Source organism: Leeuwenhoekiella obamensis (assembly GCF_055391795.1).
Genome location: NZ_AP029251.1, coordinates 3,014,952 through 3,038,220, shown reverse-complemented (window position 1 = coordinate 3,038,220; position 23,269 = coordinate 3,014,952). Strand labels below are relative to the sequence as shown.

General features: G+C 37.7%; 15 protein-coding genes and 1 tRNA gene. 12 read left to right on the top strand and 4 right to left on the bottom strand.

The window, feature by feature from the left end:
- Positions 1 to 29: 29 nt before the first annotated feature.
- From ACZ5L8_RS13445 to rbfA, 4 genes are all read right to left on the bottom strand, one after another.
- On the bottom strand, positions 30 to 1,001 hold the full coding sequence (locus tag ACZ5L8_RS13445; RefSeq protein ID WP_464438207.1) for a DUF4837 family protein: 972 nt from the start codon (positions 999 to 1,001) through the stop codon (positions 30 to 32).
- A 10-nt stretch (positions 1,002 to 1,011) separates the two neighbouring features.
- The gene (locus ACZ5L8_RS13440) at positions 1,012 to 2,577 is read right to left on the bottom strand and encodes a LysM peptidoglycan-binding domain-containing protein (protein WP_464438206.1); all 1,566 of its coding nucleotides are present in this window, start codon (positions 2,575 to 2,577) and stop codon (positions 1,012 to 1,014) included.
- 196 nt (positions 2,578 to 2,773) lie between these two features.
- A complete protein-coding gene (locus ACZ5L8_RS13435) occupies positions 2,774 to 3,973 on the bottom strand; it encodes an ABC transporter permease (protein ID WP_464438205.1) in 1,200 nt (399 codons plus the stop codon).
- Between the two features lie 9 nt (positions 3,974 to 3,982).
- Positions 3,983 to 4,375, bottom strand: a complete 393-nt coding sequence (gene rbfA, locus ACZ5L8_RS13430) for a 30S ribosome-binding factor RbfA (RefSeq protein WP_464438204.1) — start codon at positions 4,373 to 4,375, stop codon at positions 3,983 to 3,985.
- A gap of 70 nt (positions 4,376 to 4,445) precedes the next feature.
- On the opposite strand from rbfA, the gene mce reads away from it, so the two are divergent.
- From mce to ACZ5L8_RS13370, 12 genes are all read left to right on the top strand, one after another.
- Entirely contained in the window at positions 4,446 to 4,850 is a 405-nt protein-coding gene (gene mce / locus ACZ5L8_RS13425) for a methylmalonyl-CoA epimerase (protein WP_464438203.1), read from the top strand.
- Between the two features lie 95 nt (positions 4,851 to 4,945).
- A tRNA-Ile gene (locus tag ACZ5L8_RS13420) sits at positions 4,946 to 5,019 on the top strand.
- Between the two features lie 117 nt (positions 5,020 to 5,136).
- Positions 5,137 to 5,970: an ABC-three component system protein gene (locus tag ACZ5L8_RS13415; protein WP_464438202.1), complete on the top strand. Its 834-nt coding sequence runs from the start codon at positions 5,137 to 5,139 to the stop codon at positions 5,968 to 5,970.
- Positions 5,960 to 6,193 (top strand): ABC-three component system middle component 6, encoded by a 234-nt coding sequence (locus tag ACZ5L8_RS13410; RefSeq protein WP_464438201.1) that lies wholly within the window; start codon positions 5,960 to 5,962, stop codon positions 6,191 to 6,193. The genes ACZ5L8_RS13415 and ACZ5L8_RS13410 overlap by 11 nt, the downstream gene beginning before the upstream one ends.
- Complete coding sequence (locus ACZ5L8_RS13405; RefSeq protein ID WP_464438200.1) at positions 6,184 to 7,884, top strand: DUF2326 domain-containing protein; 1,701 nt, start codon at positions 6,184 to 6,186, stop codon at positions 7,882 to 7,884. Before ACZ5L8_RS13410 ends, ACZ5L8_RS13405 begins: the two co-directional genes overlap by 10 nt.
- A gap of 139 nt (positions 7,885 to 8,023) precedes the next feature.
- The gene (locus ACZ5L8_RS13400; RefSeq protein WP_464438199.1) at positions 8,024 to 9,742 is read left to right on the top strand and encodes a glycoside hydrolase family 32 protein; all 1,719 of its coding nucleotides are present in this window, start codon (positions 8,024 to 8,026) and stop codon (positions 9,740 to 9,742) included.
- Positions 9,743 to 10,018: 276 nt separating this feature from the next.
- Positions 10,019 to 13,117, top strand: coding sequence for a SusC/RagA family TonB-linked outer membrane protein (locus tag ACZ5L8_RS13395; RefSeq protein ID WP_464438198.1), 3,099 nt, complete (start codon positions 10,019 to 10,021; stop codon positions 13,115 to 13,117).
- A gap of 36 nt (positions 13,118 to 13,153) precedes the next feature.
- Positions 13,154 to 14,995 (top strand): RagB/SusD family nutrient uptake outer membrane protein, encoded by a 1,842-nt coding sequence (locus ACZ5L8_RS13390; RefSeq protein ID WP_464438197.1) that lies wholly within the window; start codon positions 13,154 to 13,156, stop codon positions 14,993 to 14,995.
- An 11-nt stretch (positions 14,996 to 15,006) separates the two neighbouring features.
- Positions 15,007 to 15,678 (top strand): DUF3823 domain-containing protein, encoded by a 672-nt coding sequence (locus tag ACZ5L8_RS13385; RefSeq protein WP_464438196.1) that lies wholly within the window; start codon positions 15,007 to 15,009, stop codon positions 15,676 to 15,678.
- A 33-nt stretch (positions 15,679 to 15,711) separates the two neighbouring features.
- Positions 15,712 to 17,382: an arylsulfatase gene (locus tag ACZ5L8_RS13380; protein ID WP_464438195.1), complete on the top strand. Its 1,671-nt coding sequence runs from the start codon at positions 15,712 to 15,714 to the stop codon at positions 17,380 to 17,382.
- A gap of 3 nt (positions 17,383 to 17,385) precedes the next feature.
- A complete protein-coding gene (locus ACZ5L8_RS13375) occupies positions 17,386 to 19,071 on the top strand; it encodes a sulfatase family protein (protein ID WP_464438194.1) in 1,686 nt (561 codons plus the stop codon).
- A 182-nt stretch (positions 19,072 to 19,253) separates the two neighbouring features.
- The gene (locus ACZ5L8_RS13370) at positions 19,254 to 23,231 is read left to right on the top strand and encodes a hybrid sensor histidine kinase/response regulator (protein WP_464438193.1); all 3,978 of its coding nucleotides are present in this window, start codon (positions 19,254 to 19,256) and stop codon (positions 23,229 to 23,231) included.
- Positions 23,232 to 23,269 lie beyond the last annotated feature (38 nt).

The following is a 23,269-nucleotide window of genomic DNA, read 5'->3' as shown; positions in this document are numbered from 1 at the left end:
GCTATTCGTTTTTATGCTGTTTTTAGGTCTTATTCTTCTGTAAACTTCACAGACTTTAAAATAGCCTCTAGCTCAAACATATTATCTCTTTGCTTAGCCGAAGGCTTGAACACAAAACCTTCTAGCACTAGATATCTGTTGTTTTTCTCATCTTTAATGGCATAGTTTACAAAAGGACCGGCCATAAATTTATTGCGTACTTCCCAAGTTCCTTTTGTCTCATAAGCAGGTTTGCCGTCTATAGTCACCTCGTTAAGATAAGGAGCGTATGCTGCTTCTGTGGTAAAACGCCCGCCTTCATCTACAGTGATATTATCACCGCTTATTAGATTGCGCATCCCGATGATCGAGCCTACAGTATTTGTGTCTTTGATCTTATCTAGTGGCACTTCATAGATCGTGATGTTCATGTCGCCATGAGAAATATCTTTTCTTATCCAGAAAAAATTATCCTCTTGTTTTGCATAACGATACGCTGTGGGGAATTTTAATGATACACCAAATTGCTTCTTAATAGGTTCATCTTCTTTTAAAGAAAGATTGATCCTTCTGATCTTTTCTTTTACATCTTCATCTTTAAAAGCGCTAACGATCTTTGCGCTGTCTTTTTGAATAATGTTTATTATGCTTTGGCTATCTGGTCCTTCTATCACAACTCCTGCCTGTGGACGTGCATATGCATCTTCTAGAATTTCCATTTTTGCGGTTTCTCCATACTTAATTTCAAGAAACGTACGCTGCTTGCGCATAAAACCGGTAAAAGCCTTTGCAGGCATTTGATTAATATCAAAAAGTGGTTCTACACGAGGAAGGCCGTCTACAGGACCGGCAAACTTCTCTCTTACAACTTCGCCTATGGTGTCTTGCCAAAGGTTATTTTCCATAACAACGGTAAGGGCATTAATTGCTCCAGAAGATTCAGGAACATAGCGCTCACTAGGTTTGTCGTTACAAGAAACTAGAAAAGCTAAAATGAAAAAGGCAGAAAGTAATTTTTGCATGGTGATAGTTTTATTTCGATACAACCAGTGTTTGACCTGGTTTTAGCGATGTGCCACTAATATCGTTCCAAACTTGTAAGTTTTTTGTACTAACTCCAGGAAATTTTTTTGCGATGGTCCATAAAGAGTCTCCGCTTTGCACAACATAGGTGCTTTTTCCTGAAGAATTTTTTGAAGTTTTTGTTGAAGTGCTCGCAGAACTTACTGGTCCTGAGGGATAAATTATAATGCGTTGTCCTATTCTTAAGCTCGTGCTTTTTAGGTTGTTCCAGCGTTTAAGTTCAGAAACGCCTACATTATATTTACTTGCGATTTTTCCTAGGTAGTCGCCGCTTTTTACGCGATAGACGATGCGTTCTGGTGCTTCAATATATTTAGGAAGTGTGGCTTCTTTTCGCGCAAGCTCATCTGAAGTGATCTGATAAATTGCATTCTCGTTTGTCACGAATTTTCCTAATGCGCGTTTAGGTAATCGTAATGCATAATTTTTGTCTTTTACATACGGGATGATATCCAGTTTGTATGACGGATTCAAAAACTGCAATTGCTCTAGCGGAACATCTGTGTATTGAGAAACTTGATCTAATGTGATCATCTTTTTTACATGCACCGTGTCTGTCTCAAAGTAGTTGTACGTAGGTCGTTCTGGTTTGTAACCGTGTTCTTCTGCGTATTCAAAAATGTACAGCGTTGCTAAAAATGCCGGCACATAGCCTGCAGTTTCACGAGGAAGATAGTGGCGTAAATTCCAGTAATTTTCTGAGCCACTGCGACGCATCGCTTTAGTTACATTTCCTGGGCCAGAGTTGTATGCGGCTAATGCCAGATCCCAATCTTCAAAAATATCATACAGCGTAGTAAGATAGCTTGTTGCAGCTTCTGTAGATCGCAAAGGATCCATGCGCTCATCTACATAAGAGCTTACATCAAGGCCGTATAATTTTGCGGTTGTGAACATAAATTGCCAGATACCGGTCGCTCCCACAGGAGATTTTGCTCTGGGGCGCATTGCCGACTCAACAATTGAAAGATACTTAAGCTCTAGCGGCATATCTTTTTTGTCAAGTGCTTGCTCAAATGCTGGGAAATAAAATTCTGTAAGTCCCATCAATCTTTCCATCGCGGGTTTGTGGCGGCGCAAATACATGTTGATCACGCTCTCAAGAGAAGCGTTGTATTCTACATTAAATGGCGTTTTAGAATCTAGAATTGCCAGTCGCTTTTTTAAAGTATCTGTAGGTACAATAAGTGCTTCTTTAGTATTGTAATCTAAAGTTTGCACCATGTTTGTGATCGAGTCAAAAAGATCTTCGGTCATAAGGCGAGACATCCAGATGCTGTCAAAACGCGCTGCAGATTCTGTATCCATCAGCTCATAACGCATCCTGTTATCGTCTTTTTTAACGATGATGCGCTGTAGATCTGGATTGATCTTGTCTACTGAGTCTAGCAGGATCATGAACTGATCTGAGTCAAGAAGGTCAGCGTTATTTTTATCAATCTGTACAACCAGCGAGTCTTGCCCGTTTACAAATTGAAATGAGAGTAATGCGAAAAAAAATATGTATCTAATCATATGTTCTTAAAGGGACAAATGCTAAAATCGTATTTTAAATTTTATTTGTCAACCGTTACTTGTTAAAGTAATGAACAAGTGTTTTGCTGGCTTTCATTTACATGAAAAGTACCGGGCAGGGATAGCAGCGTAAATCCCACAGTGTGCGGTGAGCACACGAGGAATTGCAGCGTATAGCCCGGCTGCCCGCATAAAATCACTCTAACAATTTAGGTTGAATTCTACTTGATGCAAGAAACGAAGCGAGTAAGCCTAAAATTGCGATGGTCGCAAAAACGGCGACAAAATTAAGCGTCATAAACTTCATGGGATAAGGCAGCGATGGTGTGATCATTACCCACTCAAAATTGATTTGGCCAGCAACAATGATCGCTCCTAGAAACAACCCGAACAATCCACCAAAAATGGTCATAAGACCACCTTGCATAAAGAAAACTTTTCTAATTTCTGGGATGGTTGCGCCTAGGCTGTGCAGTGTTTTTATATTGGGTCGCTTATCTAGAATGATCATGATAATGCTACCTATAAGATTAAAAAGCGCGATGATAAGCACAAGAGTAAAAATGAGATAAACTGCAAGATTCTCTGCATTGAGCATTTTATAAAGCTTGTCGTTAAGCTGTATGCGGGTAAGCACTTTTGTGTTTTCTCCCAGAAGTTTTTCGAGCGCGGCGATGGTGCTGGTCATGTCTGCTTCTGGTGTGGTTTTTATCTCAATAGCACTTAAAGTAGAATCGTCATAATTGAGTAACTCGCGCGCAAAATCAAGGTTTACAAAAACATATTTATTGTCCAGCTCTTCATTAACCTGAAACATATCACTTACTACAAGTTGTGACGAACTAAAGGCTTGTGTAGGATCTGTGATCTGGCCGGTTCCTGGTTTAGGAACCATTACTTGTAAGAGATTTTGATAATTATTAACTCCCAGAGAAAGTATGCGAGAAATACCAAAACCTATCGCAGCAACATGATCATCTGGAGTTATCCAGTTGCCATAAAGCAAGGTGCTATCTATGGCGTTAATTTTTCGGTAGTTTGTGTCTACGCCTTTAATGTATGCAATGTGATTCTTGCCACGATATTCAAGAAATGCGCGCTCTTCTATAACCTTTGTATACTGTGCAATTCCGGGAATTTCTTTGAGGTCGCTTTCTTGTTTTGGTGTAAGCCTAATGGTCTTACCGCTCGCCGGGATCACCTTAACGTCTGGATCAAAGATAGACGAGAATGAAAGGCTGAATTCTTTAAGACCAGAAAACCCTGAAAGCACGATAAAAAGTGCGGCAGAGCCAGCAACAATGCTTATTGCAGAGATTATGGTAATGATGTTTATTGCGTTGTTAGAACTTCGTGAAAAGAGATACCGTTTTGCAATAAACAGGGAGAACTTCATGTAGTGCGGTTATGATTTTTTTCTTTTTGGTAGAAGGTCTGGGTTTTCAATAGGGTTTTCTTCACCTTTAAGAGAACGGTCTATACCCTCAATATATTCTAAAGAGTCGTCTATATAAAAACTAAGATCTGGCATGCGACGCAGTTGATTGCGCGTGCGCTGTGCGATGTCGTGTTTTATAAAGGGTTTAACCGTGTTGATTTCTTTAATAAGCTCTGGCGCCTTGTTATGCGGAAAAACGCTAACATATACCTTTGCGATAGATAAGTCTGTCGTTACATTCACTTTGCTTACAGAGACAATAAGGTCTTTCACTCCGCCCTGGCGCAATGCCTTTTGTATCACATCTACAAGATCTCGCTGTAAAACTCCAGCTACTTTCTTTTGCCTGTTTGTTTCCATGATGCAAAAATACGTTATTCGCTAGATTCTATTTAATAAGTAAATTGCTTTTTAAAATTAAGATACAACCATGAAAAAGATAGAACATATAGGCATAGCGGTTAATGATCTTAATGTGTCTAATACGCTTTACGCGAAAATGTTTGCCGCGCCACACTACAAGATAGAAGAAGTGGAGACTGAAGGCGTGCGCACATCCTTTTTTAAAGTAGGAGAAAACAAAATAGAATTACTAGAAGCAACAAACGAAGATAGCCCAATAGCTAAATTCTTAGCAAAAAAAGGAGAAGGCATTCATCATATCGCTTACGCGGTAGATGATATCGTTGCAGAGATGCAGCGTCTTAAAGAAGAAGGTTTTGTATTACTTAATGAGAAGCCTAAAAAGGGAGCAGACAATAAGTTAGTTGCTTTTCTTCATCCTAAAACCGCTGGCGGAGTGCTGGTAGAACTGTGTCAAGAGATAACCGAATAAAATTTAATTGTCATACAAACGGCAAAATTGTTTGTAGCCGTTAAAAATTAATGTTATTTTTGCGCCCTCTTTGTCATGAAAATTGACGTAGAGCGGGTCCTATAGCTCAGCTGGTTAGAGCACTTGACTCATAATCAAGGGGTCCCTGGTTCGAGCCCAGGTGGGACCACTTTTTAAATTTTAAAACCCCTATAGATCAATGATTTGTAGGGGTTTTTTGTCTTTTGGGGTGGATATAAGGGCGTATTGTTTAATTTCAATTTATATATTTGATTAAATATTTTCTATGGGTTCACAGGCTCGAAATTATTCCCAATTAACCATAAAACGTTTATTTTCTCTGTCCTCAGGATATTGTTCTTTTCCTGGTTGTGAGAAAAAACTAGTTACTCAAGCAGATGCCTTGTCATCAAATATTTGTCACATAGAGGCTGCAATGCCCGAAGGAGAAAGATACAACCCTGTTATGACAGATAAGGAAAGAGCCGACTATGATAACCTGATTCTATTATGTCCGGAACACCATAAAAAAACAAACGATATTGAAGTCTATACGGTTGAGGCATTAAAAACTATGAAGTCGAGTCATGAATTGGATATGAATTCACGAATTGATCGTAATGAATTATCAAAAAAATATAATTCTAGTCTCGCAAAGCTTGTAAATAAATTAGCTGTAATTAATTTTGAGGATTTTAATGATGAAAATGAATCTTTAGTTACATTCAACCCTGATGATAAAATTTCTTATAATAGCGTAAAACGATATAAATCCATTTTCAAAGAATTTAGAATTTATTCAACCAATTTAGATAAAATATATTCTGTCTTTGAAGATGAAGGGTCATTTAAAAAGGAAAAAATTCTTCGAAATATTCAGATGGTTTATTTTCAGTCTAAAGGTGAAGTTTTAGGAGAGGATGACAGCTTAAAGAATTTAAGAGAAAATTCCGATGCAATTATTGACAGAGTAAAAACCATTTTATGGGAGAATTACGATAGTAGTCTTAATTCGGATCTAAGCTTAGATTCTGAAGACATTGATTATTACCTTAATATATTAATAGTTGATTCTTTTATTCGATGTAAAATCTTAGAACAACCGGATTATGATAGTTAGTAAAGATACTCGTCCAGAAAAGAAAATTTACTATTTAGGGGGGATATTAATTGAGATACTAGGAAGGTATCCGAAGGACTCAGAAGTAGATTTTTTTGATATTTACTCTGAATTTAATTCTAACAATGAAATCACAGTGAACCTATTTAGTATGACGCTTGATTGGCTGTTTTTATTGGATTTAATTAAAATTGAAAGCAACAGGATCGTAAAATGTTTTTAAAACAATTAGATATACATAACGGAGATGGATTAATCCGATCCATTAAATTCCATTTGGGACTTAATCTTATTGTAGACGAAACAGATTCGGAAAATCATAAGGAGTCAGGTAATAATGTAGGTAAGACTACGGTTTTAAGACTTATAGATTTTTGTTTAGGCGGAGAGGGAAAAAATATTTATAAAGATCCAGAGTTTGGTAATAAAAGTAATACCGAAATTGAATCTTTTCTTACTCAGAATGAAATTGTAATTACTTTAATCCTCAAGGAAGATTTAGAATTGGAATCTTCTGAAGAGATTAAAATAAGGCGTAATTTCCTAAAGTATTCATCTAAAATTCAAGAGATAGATGATGAGCCTATAACAGATAATAAAAAATTTCAGCATCGTCTTAAAGAGTTAATTTTTAATTCGTCTCAGAAAAAGCCATCATTTCGTCAAATAATTTCAAAGAATATTCGAGATGAGAAAAATAAACTTACAAATACAGTTAAGGTATTACACAATAGTGTAACGAAAGAACAATATGAAGCACTTTATTTATTTTGGCTTGGAATTAACCTTGATGATGCTGATAGAAAACAGAAAATTTTAGCTCAGAAAAAGATTGAGGAAAATTTACAAAGAAGATTGAGGAGAGATTTTAATTTGTCTCAAATTCAACAATCTCAAATTGTTTTGCAGAGAAATATCCTAGAATTAGAAGAAAAGAAGAATTCTTTTAATTTGAACGAAAATTATCGAGAAGATTTAAGCAGACTTGATGAAATAAAATCTAGAATTAATAATGTCAGTGGTAATCTTAACAGATTGAATTTAAGGAGAGAATTAATAATAGAAAGTAAGAATGATCTCGAAAAGAACAAATCTGATATAGACACAGAGCGAATCAAGAATTTATATAGTCATGCTAAAGTATTAATTCCAAATCTTCAAAAGACTTTTGAGCAAACCCTGAGCTTTCATAATAAAATGGTTGAAGAGAAAGTAAAGTATATTACAGAAGAGTTACCTCAGATCAATCAAGAAATTGAAGTTTTAGAAAAAAGACTAAGTTCTTTGATAAAAAAAGAAAAAAGTCTTTCTAGTCAATTAAGAAAGGCAGGAGCATTAGAGGATTTAGAAAAGATTATTGGTGAATTGAATATTGCTTATGAAAGAAAAGGCTCTTTGGATGAAAAGCAATCTTTATGGGAGAATTCAATAAAAAAAATAGACTCGCTTGATTCAGAACTAGAATTAATTAATCAAGGAATTTCAAGCAAAGAAGAATTAATAGAACAAAGAGTTGCTGAATTCAACCAGTATTTTTCCGATATTTCGAATAAATTGTATGGTGAGCTTTTTATATTAAGCACTGATAAAACGGAGAGAGCTTACGAGCTTAATATTTCTTCAATAAGCGGAAATCTTGGAACAGGCAAAAAGAAAGGTCAGATCGCTGCTTTTGATTTAGCATATATCCAATTCGCAGATTCTGAGGGAATAGAATGTCTGCATTTTATTTTACACGATCAGATTGAAACTGTTCATGGTAATCAAATCTTAAACTTGATAAATGAGGTTATAGGCGATATTAATTGTCAATATATTGCCCCAATTTTAAAAGATAAACTGCCAAACGAATTAGACTTTAGTGACTACATTATTTTAATGTTATCACAAGATGACAAGCTGTTTAAGATATAGGAGAAGTTATATTATTTAATCTTTTACAAAGTAAAACCATTTACTTAGCTTATTTGCCTACATTGTAGGTCTTTAAATGATCATTGCTTTCTCAATCGTTTGAGAACAGGTCAACTACTAACCAAGACTTACAACCATTATGAATCTTAAGCATAAGATCACTTCTTTGTGTGCGCTGCTGTTTATCACGATCTCTACACAAGCAGTCACGTTCTCAAGTTTAGATGATAATTTTCCTGTTTTGGCTTTAAGCCAAAATAAGACAATCAAAGCCGAGAAAAAATGGCTTTTACTCCCAGTGAAAAATGGCGTGGAGCGCAAAAGGCTAGATGTTTTTATAAACGGTGAAAAAGTACGCTGGATCGATATTGAGCTAGCTGAAGAAAATCCTGATTGGTATGCATATCTCGATATAAGTGCGTGGGAAGGAAAAACACTTGAGCTTTCGGTTGACGGTCTTGCGGTAGATGCAAAAGCGTTTGGTTTGATAAAACAGAGCAACAAAGAGTTGGATAAAGACAAGGTTTATAAGGAGAGCAATCGCGGGCAAATACACTTTTCGCCTAAGCGTGGCTGGAACAATGATCCCAATGGTATGGTGTATTATGGTGGTGAGTATCATTTGTTTTTTCAGCACAATCCTTATGGCAGCGAATGGGGAAATATGCATTGGGGACACGCGGTGAGCAAAGATTTGGTGCATTGGGAAGAAGTGGGAGAAGCGCTTTATCCTGATAAATATGGTCCGGTTTATAGCGGTAGCGGCGTGGTTGATAAAAACAATACCAGCGGTTTTGGGACAAAAGAGAATCCGCCCATGGTGGTGTCATTTACCTCAAGCGATGCATGGATTCAAGGAATTGCTTACAGCACAGATGGCAGGAATTTTACCCACATGGATCATCCTGCGGTAGAAAAGATCACAGACGGTAACCGCGACCCAAAGATCATTTGGTACGAACCACAAAAAAAGTGGATTATGGTACTTTGGGTAGAAAAAGAAAACCGACTTAATACCATTCACTTTTTCTCGTCAAAAAACCTTAAAGATTGGCAACTTACCAGCGTTCTTGAAGGTGGAATAGGCGATGATAGATATATGTTTGAATGTCCTGATTTTTATGAACTGCCTGTTGAAGGAAAAAATGGTGAGAAAAAATGGGTGCTCAATGCTGCAAATGGTGAGTATGCGATAGGAACTTTTGACGGAGAAACCTTCAAACCTGAAGAATCCCGATTGAAAAGCGTGCAAACCAATGATTATTATGCAGCGCAGACATTTACAAACGATCCGCAAGGAAGAAAAATAGAAATAGGTTGGTTCAGGACCAAAACAAATACTGCGCCCGGCAACAACTTTAACCAGAGCATGAGCATCCCGATGAACTTGCGATTACTTCAAACTCCAGAAGGGATAAGGCTTTCGCGAAAACCAGTCGAAGAATTTAAAGAGTTGCGAAGTAAGGCTTACACGCAAAAGAATCTTCTTTTAGGAAACGATCTTACGGAAGTCACTTTGAAAAAGAGCGGACCTGTTGAGATACAAACAGAGATCGATCTACAAAACGCTGAAAATATTTCTTTTGAAATTAAAGGAGTAAATATCCAGTATGATGCTAAGAATTCAACCCTGCAAGTAGCCGATAGAAAAGCCTCGCTTGTAAGCAGTGATAAAATTTTGAAGTTATCCATCTATTTAGATAGAACAGGTCTCGAGATTTTCTCAAAAAACGGAATTTTCTATATGCCGGTGAGCACAACAGTGGATCTAGAAAATAATAAAGTATCTATCTCAAGTGATGCTGCGGCTCAACTTTTAAATCTTGAGATCTATCAGTTAAAAAGTATCTGGAAGTAAAAATCTGTAGTTTGTGTCAAATTAGTTTTTGATCAAAGACCGCCTTTGTTGAGGTGGTCTTTTTTATTGGGAGCAGCTTCAGTAGTTAGTGCCAGCAAAGAATAGGTCTTTATCTCTAGAGATGTTAAAAAGCAAACATCTACAATATTTACAACTATCAATACAATATTGATAGTATTGATTTGATCACTCTGCTAGCTTTGGTAAACTTTTAACATTCGCCATATGGCAACCTACTTTCTAAAAGTAGTTCAACCAATAGTTTAAAAATAATTTATGGACAAAAGTCATATTCTTAAGCCACCACACTTCTTATTTGTGATGGCTATGCTATTGATTTCCTTTTGCTCCTTTGCTCAAGAAAATACTGTAACTGGAGTGGTAAAATCTCCAGATGGTATGCCGCTGCCAGGAGTTAATATTCTAGAAAAAGGAACATCTAATGGTACACAAACCGATTTTGATGGTATTTACGAAATCGATTTCGAAACAGAGGATCCAGTGTTAGTGTTTAGTTACGTTGGATTCAAAACAAGAGAAATTTCGGTAGGGACAGAGTCTAGTATAGACATAACCCTAGAAAGTGAAGATCAGGCATTAGATGAAGTTATCGTGGTGGGTTATGGTCAACAAAAAAGATCAACCGTTACCGGTTCAGTTTCTCAAGTTGAAGCAGATGATATTTCTAGAACTCCGGTTGCCAATGTTTCAGAAGCACTTGTGGGTCAAATTTCTGGTATTTCTGCACGTCAAACAGATGGCCGTCCTGGAAATACAACAAATTTTCAGATCAGGAATTTTGGCACGCCTCTTTATGTTATTGATGGTGTTCCGCAGGGTGAGGATCAATATAACAATTTGAACCCTGGAGATATTGAGAGCGTTAGTGTTCTTAAGGATGCAGCAGCTTCTATTTATGGTGTGCGAGCTTCTAATGGTGTGGTTTTGGTTACAACCAAATCAGGAAAATATAATCAGAAGAGTACTATTAAAATAAACAGTTATTATGGATGGCAAACGCTGACTAGGTTTTATGATCCTGCAAGTGCGGCAGATTACATTAGAGCTTTGGCGGAAGCCGATATAATTGAAACTGGTCAGTCTAACTATACTCCAGAAGAGATCGCAAAATGGAGAGCCGGTATAGAGCCAGGATATCAAGGATTTAACTGGGCTTCATACATCCAGAAAAATGTTCCGCAAAAATATATTCAAGGAAGCGTTACTGGAGGGTCAGAACGTATTAGATATTATTTTTCTGGAAGTAATATAAGTCAGAAAGCTGTTTTTGATGGATATGATTTTAATAGGACAAACGTTCAATCTAATATCACTGCAGATGTCAGTAAGCGTTTTACTGCAGGTATACGTATTAATGGAAAGATTGAAAAAAACCTTAGTCCAGGAGTTCCAGGAGCTGATGATTATTTACAGGCCTTACGTAGTGTTACAAAAAACAGACCTACGGAAACTCCTTATGCGAATAATAATCCTGAATATCTAAATACTACAAGTTCTTTACCTACTAATAACGCCATGTTTGCGATAGCCGGAGATGCACTTGAGACAAAGAGAACAATACAAACAAATTTTGATCTAGAGTATGATATACCTGTAAAAGGACTTACGGCAAAAGCGGTGTACGCCTATTTCTATAATAATATCTTGTTTGATGTCTTTGAAAAAAGTTATGATACATATACCTATGACAGGGAAACAGACACTTACAACATAACAGGAGGTAGAAATAACAGATATAGATCAAAGACTAATCAACATTTGCAGAAAAATACTGTAAGAGCAATGCTAAATTATGATCGAAAATTTGGAGATCATCATGTAGCAGGTGTTGCAGGATTTGAAGCAGAAGAAATAGAAACGAAAAATTTCTTTGTAAGATCGATACCAGCAACTAATGAAATTGAGCTTATAAGGGACGTAGCTGAGGTGCAAGATGTAAATAATTCTAAAGATGAACAGGCTAGGACTGGTGTATTCTTTAGAGCAAATTATGACTACAAAGACAAATATATACTTGAATTTTCGGGACGTTATGATGCCGCATGGAAGTTTGCTCCTGGTAATCGTTGGGGTTTCTTTCCTTCTGTGTCTTTAGGGTGGAGATTATCTGAAGAAGCTTTCTTACAAAATGTAGATTTTATAAGTGATCTTAAGCTTAGGGCTTCTTACGGTGAGATGGGAGATGATAATGTGGGCATTGGTCCATTTGCTTACCTTCCAGGATATGATTATGGGTCTGGCAGCGCAGTTTTAGATGGTGATCTAATTACTGGTTTAGTGCCGCGAGGATTACCTATTACTACACTTTCGTGGATTCACTCACAAATTACTAACGTAGGTGTTGATTTTTCTTTATTTCAAAATAAGTTGAGCGGTTCTTTTGAAGGTTTTTACAGACGTCGTACAGGTTTACCTGGTTATAGAAATGATGTGATTCTTCCTACAGAAATAAATATTGATCTACCACCAGAAAATCTAGGAGCAGATGCGAATATAGGTCTTGAAGCTGCTATACGGTATAAGAAAAACTGGGGGGATTTTAGTTTTAATATAGGGGCAAACGCTACGCTAGCTAGAAGAAAAAACTTGTATTCGTATAATCCCTTATTTGGAAACTCTTGGGATTATTATAGAAACTCTCAAGAAGGAAGATGGGCAGCTGTTAATTGGGGAAAACATGTTATAGGTCGTTTTCAAACAGAAGAAGAAATAGCCAATCACCCTGTGGATATGGATGGTAAAAACAACACCACCATCTTACCCGGAGACTTTATTTATGAAGATGCAAATGGTGATGGAATAATTAACGGTATGGATGACCGTCCTAATGGTTATGGAGATGGACAGCAACCTTATTTAATGTATGGTTTAACAGGTGGTTTAAAATACAAAGGGTTTGACTTAAACTTCACACTTGCTGGAGGAACAATGCAAAGTAGAGGACGTGGTGACGTATCTAAACAGGCATTGCTTAATAATCAAAACTCTCCAGATTATCTTCTCAACAATCGTTGGCATCATGAGGATATTTTTGATGTTAATAGTCCTTGGGTACCGGGAGAATATCCTGCGCTTAGAAGGTCTAATCGTGAATACATTGACATGGGCTCTGACTTCTGGTATTTAAATGTTACTTATTTAAGATTGAGAAATGTTCAACTAGGCTATAACTTACCAGAGAGCGTATTGTCATTGTTGAATATTCAGCAAATGAGATTATATATCAATGGATTTAATTTATTCTCAATTGATAATATAAAGGATACTGGTATGGATCCTGAAATTGAAAATAATTCAGGACACAACTACCCTCCTGTACGAGTTGTAAACGTTGGTTTTAATCTAACTTTTTAAGAAAAGATGACCATGTCACCTTTAAAAAATATACATATGAAAAAAATAATATACATTCTCGTTTTGCTGATAAGTTTCAGTAGCTGCGAGGATTATTTAGACAGAGAGCCTAACGATATTCTTGTAGATGATCAGGTTTGGAGTAATCCAGATCTAATAAAATCATTTCTTGCAAATCTATATGGTAGAATGCAACATTTCTCGGGTTTTGATGATGGGACAAGAGTGGAGATTAACGATTCTGATAACTCTATGTGGTCTGCGCACATTAATAATGATAATAATGTGAATAATCGTCAGCAGTATGCTTACAACTTTAGACAACTTTGGGTTTATCCGCTTATAAGAGATTTGAATATTTTTATTGAAAATGTTCAAATTACCGATCAATTAAGTGAGGAAAATAAGAGTAGATTTTTAGCTGAAGGTCGCTTTTTAAGAGCATATATATATTTCCTAGAGGTAAGAAGTATGGGTGGTGTGCCTCTTATAACAGAGAGTTTTAGTTATGATGCATCTACTGATATTAGCGATCTACAAATTCCTAGAAGTACAGAAGCGGAGATTTATGATTTTGTTGCGTCAGAATTAGATGATATACTTGATGATTTACCACAAGATAGCAGCAGTAAAACTCGAGCCAATAGATGGATTGCTCTAGCATTAAAGTCAAGAGCGATGCTTTATGCAGGATCAATAGCTAAGTATAATAACTTAATGGATACGCCTATTGAAACCCCGGGAGGAGAAGTGGGTGTACCAGCAAGTAGAGCAGATGAGTATTATCAAAAATCCTTAGATGCGTCTCAAGAAATTTTGAATAATGGACCTTATAGTTTGTATGACAATAATCCCAATAGAGAAGAAAATTTCTACGAAGCTTTAGTGAATAAGGATAGTCCTGAAGTTATCTGGGCATATGATTATAGTCAAGATGGTAAGACACATAAATTTACTTATTATAATATTCCTAGGTCTATAAGAGAAGCGCCAGATAATTCTTCCCAAACAGCACCTGCTCTATCCCTTGTTGAAAGTTATGATTATCTAGACGGCAGAGAGGGTATTTTAAAAACCAGAACAGATACTGATGATGATTACATCTATTACGATAATGTAGAGGATATTTTTGATGGAAAAGATGGTCGTTTAGGTGGATCAGTAATTTATCCTGGAGCTTCTTTTAGAGGGCAAGAAGTAAGTGTGCAAGCTGGTGTTCTTGTCTGGAATGGAAGTTCTTATACAATTGTAAATAGTAATAATCTGGGTGACACTTACACAGATGGCAAACTTATGATAGGTTTTGATGGACCATTGCCCAGCACAGGCTTTAATACAAATACAGGATTTTACGTTCGTAAACATTTAGATACTCGTGTAGGATCAGGAAATCAAGGTGATGGCAGCGATGTATGGTGGGTAAGGTTTAGACTAGGTGAAATTTACCTTAATGCTGCAGAAGCTGCCTTTGAATTGGATAACGAAGGTGTAGCCTTAAACTATATTAACACTTTAAGAGAGCGTGCTGGTTTTCCAGAAAATAGTCTCGCATCTCTAAGTTTTGATAAGATAGTTGAAGAAAGAAGAAATGAACTAGCCTTTGAAGATCACCGCTGGTGGGATCTTAAAAGATGGAGGTTAGCACATATTCTGTGGGATGGAGATTCTAATTCTGAAATAGCATATTTACGCGCACTTTGGCCTTATAGAGTGGTAAACTCAGAAGATCCAGAAAAAGATGGTAAATATGTATTTATAAAAAGAAAAGCTACGCGATTTAAGGCTGCAATGTATTTTAGATTAGGAAACTATTATGCTAAGATTCCTCAGAATGCTATAGATGCAAACCCAACTCTAGTTCCTAATCCTTATCAGTAAAATTTATAAAAATGAATAAATTAAAATATATCATATTATCTCTTACCTGTGGGTTACTTATGGCCTCATGTGAGTTCGATAATTACGAAGAACCAGAGTCAGTAATTGAGGGCCGTTTTGTTTTTAATGATCAATTAGTAGGGGTTAAGAGCGATTTAGACGTAATACGTTTGTATGAAGATGGCTGGCAAAAGTTTACCCCTATTACAGTTTCAGTTAAACAGGACGGGACTTTTAGAGCTACATTATTTGATGGAGACTATAAATTAGCCCTTGTTGCAGGTAATGGTCCTTGGGAAAATATCGCAGACACTTTAGCCTTTGAGCTAAAGGGGTCAAAAGTGCTTGATATTCCTGTAGAACCATTTTTCTGGCCTAGTCAGGAAGATTATCAATTAAATGGCGAGGCACTTACGGCCTCTTTTGATGTTGATCAAGTAGTAGAAGGTAGAGAGATAGAGTTTGTGTCCTTTTTTATAGGCAGAACGGCTTTAGTTGATAATCTATTTAACCTCAAGAATGTTAAGTTGCTTCCTGCAAATATTCCTGATCTTGACCAGCGTCTATCAATAGATATGGATGTTTCAGATGTTGCACAAAAATTTGTGTATGCCCGTGTCGGCATCAAAACAAGAGGAAATCAAGAGTTGGTTTTTACACAAGCTCAAAAAATAGATTTATAAATTTCGCCGTAAGGCAAAAAAATAAAACCTGATATGATTTTTAAAAGCAGGATCGTTGCGAGTTCATTTATGGCAATGGCGATATCGTTTTCTGGGTGTAAATCTTCTAAAGAAGATGGTACAAAAGCGGCAGAAGTAGCCTCAGCTAAAAAACCAAATATCATACTTATCATGTCTGATGACATGGGATATTCTGATATTGGTGCGTATGGCGGTGAGGTAAACACGCCTAATCTTGATAAGCTCGCAGAAAACGGACTTAAGTTCACACAGTTTTATAACACGGCTAGATGTTGCCCTACCAGAGCATCGCTAATGACGGGACTTTATCCTCATCAAACGGGCATCGGTCACATGACAAATCCACCTGCTTCTGATAATCACGATATGGGTTTACCATCTTATCGCGGTGTGCTTAACAGAAACAATGTAACGATCGCAGAGCTTCTTAAAGAAGATGGCTACAGCACATACATGGCAGGTAAATGGCATCTTGGGATGGATAAGCAAGAGCAGTGGCCGTTGCAAAGAGGTTTTGATCATTTTTATGGAATTCTCGCTGGCGCGGCAAATTACTTTAAGCCAGAAGGCCTACGTGGGATCACAGTAGATAATGAGCAGGTTGAGATCAACGAGAAAGATTACTACATCACAGATGCATTTACAGATAATGCGATAAAATTTATTGACGATTCTCAACAGCAAGAAGAAAAACCTTTCTTTTTATACCTAGCGTATACCGCGCCTCACTGGCCATTACAAGCGCCCAAAGAGGATATTGATAAATACAGAGATCGCTATGACGAGGGCTGGCAATCTATAAGAGAAGAGCGCTACAAGCGCATGATGCAAATGGGCATCATTAATGAAGAAACTGTTTTATCTGATCAGGACTCTAAAGAATGGGAAAGTCTTAGTGCAGAGAAACAACAAGAAATGACTTTGCGTAGAGCGATCTACTCAGCGCAGATAGACCGCATGGACCAAAACATCGGTAAGCTAGTAGATCATCTAGAGGCAAAGGGATTGTTAGAAAATACATTGCTTGTTTTCTTAGATGATAATGGGGCTTGCGCCGAAGGTGGTATGCTGGGAGGCGGTCCTAAAGATCAACTAGAAACTGAAGAAGGCTATTTCTTAAGCTACGGTCAGGCGTGGGCAAATGCCTCAAATACACCTTTTAGAAAATATAAACACTGGCTGCATGAAGGCGGTATTGCGACTCCGCTTATCGTTCACTGGCCGGCTCAGATCAAAGATGATATTAAAGGAGGAACCATTAGAAGTTATGGTTTCTTACCAGATATCATGGCAACATTTGCAGATGTATCTGGTGCGCAGTATCCAGAGAATTTTAATGGCAATGCGATCCCGCCGATGGAAGGCGAGAGTCTTCTACCACTTATGGAAGGCTCTAACCAAGAAGTGCATACTAAACCTATTTTCTGGGAGCATGAAGGTAACAAAGCCGTTCGTCTAGGTAACTACAAACTTGTGATGGAGTGGAAGGGAAAAGAAAAAAGCAAATGGGAGCTTTATGATATAGATAAAGACCGCAGCGAGGAGAATGACCTTTCTACAACACAGCCAGAAAAAACAGAAGAAATGATCGCCATGTGGGAAGCTTGGGCAAAAGACAAGCAAGTAGAGCCGTGGGATAAGATACAGCAGATCATGAGAGACAAAAACAATAAAAAAGGGTAAAGCATGATAAGTCAAAAATCATTTTTTAAAATACTGTTGCTGGGTGTTTTACTCACGTGTACTTCCTCTGGTAAATTATCTGGCTTAGAGCCAAAAGAAGAAAAACCCAACATCATTTTCATTCTTGCAGATGATCTTACCCGTTGGGATGTAGGTTGTTTTGGCAGCGTAGACTCAAAAACACCTACTATAGATAGTCTTGCCGCAAGCGGAATGAAATTTAATAAGTGCTACCAAGCGGCGCCCATGTGTTCACCTACGCGCCACAATCTTTTAACCGGGATGTATCCTGTAAGAACCGGCGCATATCCTAACCACACTTACGCAAAAGAAGGCACAAAATCTGTGGTGCACTATCTTAAACCACTAGGGTATAGAGTTGCCCTTTCGGGGAAAAGACATATACAAACTAAAGAGGTTTTTCCATTTGAATACATAGATGGTGACGATCATTCTACCACAGACCCAGAGCTAGACAAAATAGACTCATTTTTAGGAGATGTTGAAAGCAAGGACGACAATTTTGCCTTATTTGTAAACTTTAAATCACCACATTCCCCATGGACGGAAGGTGACCCAAGTCAATGGGATAAAGACAAAGTTACTTTGCATCCTTACCTGGCTGATACGCCAAAAACAAGAGAGCAATTTGTAAACTATCTGGCAGAGATCAATTATCTAGATGGCCAGATCAAACAAACACTTGCATTGCTTAAAAAACATGGTTTTGATGAAAATACCATCGTCATGTTTGCCACAGAGCAAGGAAGCAGCATGCCTTTTGCAAAATGGACACTTTATAACGCCGGTGTAGGTTCTGGACTTATCGTGAACTGGCCAGGAAAAATAAAACCCGGCACTGAAAGCGATGCGCTTGTTGAATATAGCGACATCGTGCCTACAATAATCGATGCAGCTGGCGGAAAACCAGTGAAAAATCTTGACGGTACTTCTTTAATGTCTGTTTTACTGGATGGTAAAAAGGAGCATAAAGATTATACATATTCGCTTCAAACCACGAGAACCATTTTCAGTGGTGCAGATTATTATCCTATACGATCTGTTGCAAACGGTGAATACAGATTGATCTTAAATCTCACTCCAGATGCTAGTTTTCAAAATACCACTGTGATGCGTGATAACTATTACAAAGAGTGGAAAAACAGTAGCGACCCAGAGATTTCGGCTCTTGCCAAAAAATATGAGCATCGCCCCGGTGTAGAATTGTACAATGACGAGAAAGATCCATTTAATCAACAAAATCTTGCTGGTGATCCACAATATGATGGTCTTATAAAAGAGCTTAAGCAAAAGCTTTATGAATGGATGAGCTATTGTGGCGATAAAGGAATTAGAACAGAGCTTGAAGCAAATATTCATACAAACCACAGAGTGAATTCAACAGAAACGGTGTCTATGTATCTTGAGGATTTGCCGGCTAAAGCCAAAGGTAATGTTGAGGTTAAAGAAGATGGTTTTTACATTTTCTACATTCAGCGAGGTGAGAATACTTCAATGCAAGTAGATGGTGAGACGCTTTACTTTGGCGACAATAACGGGACAGAATATTCTAATTATGCGGTTGTTTCGCTTAAAGCGGGAAAACATAATATCAAGAAACCGGCAGGTATAAAAATGGATTGGACAGGACCAGAAATAAACAGGAAAAAATTTCAACCGGGGTCTTAAAGATCAAGAAAGATTTCTTTTGGGTTTAACCCAAAAAACCAACGGCCACAGAGGGTAAGGTAATTTTTTAGTTTTTCCGTCCTTACCCCATGTTGGCCATCATTACACCAAATATAAAATTTATTGAGTTAACTATTTTGCGTTTCTATTTAAGACTTCTTAGTGTTTTTTTATTGCTGTTATTGCCATTAACAAGTGTGGGGCAACAGCGTCTTATTTTTAAAACATATTCTGTAGAAGAAGGTCTTATCTCAAACACGATCTGGTCTATAGGTCAGGATGGTCAGGGCTATATGTGGTTTGGGACGCGCAATGGTCTTAGCCGTTTTGATGGATACGAGTTTAAAACGTATCAATACTCAAACGTTGTACCTCATTCTCTAGGTAACAATTTTGTGCATTCTATTTTCACTGTAGATCAAAATACCATGTGGATAGGCACAAGTCGGGGTGTTTACATATTAGATCTCACTACTGAAAAATTCACCAAACTTAAAGGTATAGGCGAGATCACCGTAAACGACATGCAGCGCGATGAGGATAATAACATCTGGATTGCGACGAGCAGAGGTTTGTTTAAATACATTTTTAAAACCCAAAAGATAGAAAAACCAGATACCGCTATTAGGCGTATTCGCAAGATCGCGATAGACTTTAATGGTATAATCTGGATAGGAACTACAGGCGGTGGTATCGTAGCATATAATCCCGATACTGATAAACTTAAACGCTACGCAGATGAAAAAGACGGGTTGTTAAGTGGTTTTACACTCACTGTTTTTGTAGATAAAGAAGGTAATGTTTGGTCAGGGAGTTTTGGCGGGGGCTTGAGCTTGTTTGTGCCAGAAGAAGATAAGTTCAAAAATTATGTGCGGGAAAATAGCGGTATTAGCAGCGACATTGTGCGATCGTTATTGCAAGTAAATCATGACGAACTGCTTATCGGTACAGAACGTGGATTAAATATCCTAGACCTTAAAACGCAAACATTCACTAATTATCTTCATGATCCTTCAGACGCAAACAGCTTAAGCGGAAATGCCGTTTACAGCATTTTTAAAGATAAAAGTGATGGCATTTGGTTAGGGAGTTATTTTGGTGGCGTTAGCTATTATTCTAATAACACCAGCGGTTTTGAAAGATTTTATCCAGGTCAAGGAGAAAACACACTTTCTGGTGGTGGTGTAAGTGCGATCGTAGAAAAAGAACCTGGCAAATTCTGGATAGGTACAGAAGATGCAGGCCTCAATTTTTATGATGCAGAAACCGGAACCTTTCAAAAATATCCGTTTGAAGCAAAGCAACAGCCGCTATCTTATTTCAATATTTTGTCGTTAGCGTATGTAGATCAAGAACTGTGGATAGGTACTTTTTCTGGCGGATTGAATATATATAACGAGAAGACAGGAAACGTCCGCAAGTACGATAACCGCGACAAGAATAATTTCATTAGTGGGAACAATGTGCATTGCATCTATCAAGATAGAGAAGGCACAGTTTGGGTAGGAACTTCGCTAGGCTTAAGTCGCTATGATAAACAAACAAAAAAATTCACTAAAGTAGATCGTCTAGGTCAACGCTTTGTCACAGATATTTATGAAGATGATGCGGGCACTTTATGGATCGCAGTAAATGGTGGAGATCTTTTCGGGCAACGCAAAAAAACTGGTGAATGGGTTCGCTATAATTTTAGATCAGACAAGGATTTTTATGGCGTAGGCCGTTTTTCGATCACAGAAGATCATGAAGGTCACCTTTGGCTAGCGACAGACGGTAACGGCTTAGTTCGTTTCAATTTTAGAGATGAAACCTTTGATCTATATAATGCTAAAGATTATGGTATAGATGCAAATTTGATCTACGATATTTTGCAGCAAGATGATCGCACTCTGTGGTTGTCAACAAACAATGGTATTTATCATTTTGACTGGCATAAAGAAAAAACCACGCATTATACAAAATGGGATAATCTGCAAAGCAACGAGTTTAATTACAACGCAGGTTTCATAGCCTCAGACGGTAAGATGTTCTTTGGCGGAATCAATGGTTTTAACTCATTTTATCCAGATAGTGTAAAGATCAGAGACCTTAAAGGAAGCGTTGTTATTAACGAACTTCAGCTTTTTAATGACGATGTATCGCTAGATCAGCCAGAGCAAGAGATCTTAAAAAAGACCATCAATTTTACTGATGAACTTACGTTAAACCACAATCAAAGTGTGGTAAGTTTTGAATATGCCGCCATAAATTTTGAGAGTCCGCAGAAGGTAAAATACGCTTACAAAATGGACGGCTTTGATGAGCGTTGGAACTACGTTGACACCCAGCGCAAAGCCACCTACACAAACCTTCCTGCTGGTGATTACACCTTCATGGTAAAAGCCACAAATGATGAGCGATCATGGGATGGCCCGGCGACCAGCATTGCACTTACGATCAATCCGCCGTTTTACAGACATCCGCTGGCATATTTTTTCTATTTCATACTGGTGATCGCAATGATTTTGCTTGCGCGAAAAGTACTCCTAGACAGAGCCGAAAGACGAAACAGATTAAGAGTACAACAATTAAGCGTAGAGCGAGAAAGAGAATTCTATAATCATAAAATCGAATTCTTTACTACCATGGCGCACGAGATAAGAACGCCGCTATCGCTTATCACCGCCCCGCTAGAAAAGCTAATGGAAAATACTGAGTTACCTAAAAAGGTAATGAAGCCACTTACCATTATGGACGAGAACGCAAAGCGTTTGATCAACCTTGTGAACCAACTGCTAGATTTTAGAAGAATAGAAAGTGACATTTATGAGATAAGAAAAGAGCAACTTGATCTTATCACGCTTTTGCAGTCTATATATTCTAGATTTTCTGCGATGAAGTATCAGAAGAAGATAAACTTCACCATGAGTACAAAAATGCCAAAACAACAAGTAATGGCAGACCCAGAAGCACTCACAAAGATCTTTAACAATTTGCTTATTAATGCTTTTAAGTTCACACGCTCTGAGGTGCGCATGAGCATACAAAAGCCAGTTTATAGAGATGGTAAGAAGTATTCTTGTATCACCATTAAAGATGATGGTATAGGTATCCCAGAAGAAGAACTTCAGAACATTTTCAAGAAATATTTTAAGGTTGCCGGCAATTCTCCATCGGCTAATTTACTGGGAACAGGCATAGGTCTTAACCTCGCAAAATCGCTTATAGAAAAACACGGTGGCTTCCTTGAGGTTGAAAGTGAGCTGGATGTAAACACCACTTTTAAAGTCTTTTTACCGTTACAGGATCTTGTTGAAACGCCAGAAGATGCGGTTGAGATCGATGAAAAAATAGAAGTTTTGGCCGACGAGCCAAAAGAAAAAAATACAGAGGCTAGAGAGCAGATCTTAGTTGTAGAAGATGATATGTTCTTGCTTGATTTCTTTGAGCAAAATCTAGAGCAAGATGATTTTGCAGTGATCAGGGCGAGTAACGGTGCAGAAGCCTGGGAGCTGCTCAAGGCAAATGATGTTGATCTTATCTTATCTGATGTGATGATGCCAGAGATAGACGGGATCGAACTGTGCAAAATGATCAAGACAAATCCTGAGTACAGCCATATTCCTGTGATTCTGCTTACGGCAAAAACAAATTCTGATGCAGAAATTGCCGGCATACAAAGCGGTGCAGATGCCTATATCGCAAAACCATTTAAATGGAAACACGTGATGGCAATGATCGAGAACTTGCTTAAATCTCGTGCTAAACTCAAGAATAAATTTGCGACGCAGCCTTTCATTTCGGCAGATAGTCTTACTGAGAATATGCACGATAAGAAACTGCTAGAAAAGATCATTTCAACCATTGAAGAGCGCATTATGGATCCCAACCTTTCGGTTAAGGAATTGGGTCGCGAGCTGGGCATGAGCCGCTCTAATTTGCATAAAAAATTAAAGTCGGTTTCTGGTAAAGTGCCTAATGAGTTTATACGCCTTATCAGATTAAAACATGGCGCGAAGTTGTTACTGACTAATGAATATACGGTTTCAGAGGTGAGCTATATGAGCGGTTTCAATAGCCATTCATATTTCTCAAAATGTTTCTTCAAGCAGTTCAACATCACGCCGTCAGACTTTGTTGAGAAGAACATGAAACTCCCAGAGGATGAGAATGTGATTTGATCGAGTGTTCTTTTGGCTGCAGCCAAAACACTACTTGC